Annotated in this window: 2 protein-coding genes; both read left to right on the top strand. The window is 37.7% G+C overall.

Annotated features, from left to right (window positions below; genetic code table 11):
- Window positions 1-499, top strand: a 499-nt coding sequence (locus LMF89_RS25325; RefSeq protein WP_229537581.1) for a helix-turn-helix domain-containing protein, incomplete at its 5' end; no start/stop codon positions are given.
- Between the two features lie 20 nt (window positions 500-519).
- Window positions 520-1,392, top strand: a complete 873-nt coding sequence (locus LMF89_RS25320) for an IS3 family transposase (protein ID WP_369412727.1) — start codon at window positions 520-522, stop codon at window positions 1,390-1,392.
- Window positions 1,393-1,429 lie beyond the last annotated feature (37 nt).

Genomic DNA, 1,429 nt, shown 5'->3' with positions numbered 1-1,429 from the left:
TTATTCAAAAACGTTAAAGATGAATGCGGTTAATGACTATCTGAGTGGAAAAGGATCACTTGGTGACATTTGTCAAAAGTACGATATTCGTTCTAACAAGCAACTTTGTGATTGGATAAAGGTGTATAATTCTGGTGGAATACTTAAAGAATCCACTGGAGGTACATACATGACAAAAGCAAGAACAACAACTCCTGAAGAACGATTACAGGTAGTCAAGGATTGTTTAATGAATGATAAAAACTATGGAGCAATGGCAACCAAATACAATTGTTCTTATCAACAGATTCGAAACTGGGTCAAAAAGTATGAAGATATGGGAGCGGCTGGACTTGAAGACAGACGTGGTCACCGTGTTGGTTCGCAGCCAAGTCGTAGTCCAGAAGAAGAGCTACGGGATAAGATTGCAGAGTTGGAACGAATGAACACAGATCTACAAATGGAGAATGATCTGTTAAAAAAAGTCAGGGAACTGGAGAGGAGGGATCACTATCTTTAGTACAGTACCTTACAGCCTATATAGCTATCAAGGAATTATCTTCAACCAAAGGCTATCCAACAAAAAAATTATGTAAATATCTTAAAATCACGCGCTCTGCTTATTATCGTTGGCTCAATCATCCAAAGAGTGATAGTGAAATTAAGAATGAACGTATTTCGGAAGAAATATATAATATCCATAAACAACATCCAGATATGGGATACCGCCGTATTCGTGATGAGCTGGATGTAAATTACAAAATTGTTGTGAACGATAAACGCGTTCTTCGTATTTGCAGAAACAAAGGAATTCAATCCACCATTAAATGGAGACCAAAAAGTTGTACCAGATCTGCTCGAAATCCGGACCACATCGCAAAAAACTATTTACACCGTGAATTCCACGCTGATATGCCTAATGAAAAATGGCTTACGGATGTTTCTGAATTCAAGTATTATATCGGTATTGAAGTTCACAAGATATATCTGAGTGCCATCCTGGATTTATACGACCGCAGAATTGTAGCCTTTAAAATTAGTAATCATAACGATAATCCATTGGTTATGGATACTTTTGATGAAGCTGTTCGTTTGGAACCGGAGGCTCATCCGCTGTTCCACAGCGACCGTGGTTATCAATATACAAGTGCTCAATTCCATATGCGTTTAAAAGATCATCACATGAAGCAAAGTATGTCCAGAGTAGCCCATTGCATTGACAATGGACCAATGGAAGGATTTTGGGGAATTTTGAAACGAGAAATGTATTATGGTCATCGTTTCACTAATAGAGATAATCTAGTGGATGCTATAACTGATTACATAGATTACTACAATAATCGACGTCTGCAACGCAAGTTAAATGTAATGACACCAATGGCATACCATAATCATTATAGATTGGCAGCATAAAAATATCGCCAACCGTTATCAGGCTGGCGATAGAAAA

Source organism: Pelosinus baikalensis (assembly GCF_020819555.1).
GTDB classification, from domain to species: domain Bacteria; phylum Bacillota; class Negativicutes; order DSM-13327; family DSM-13327; genus Pelosinus; species Pelosinus baikalensis.
This window is presented reverse-complemented; position numbering and strand designations above follow the sequence as displayed.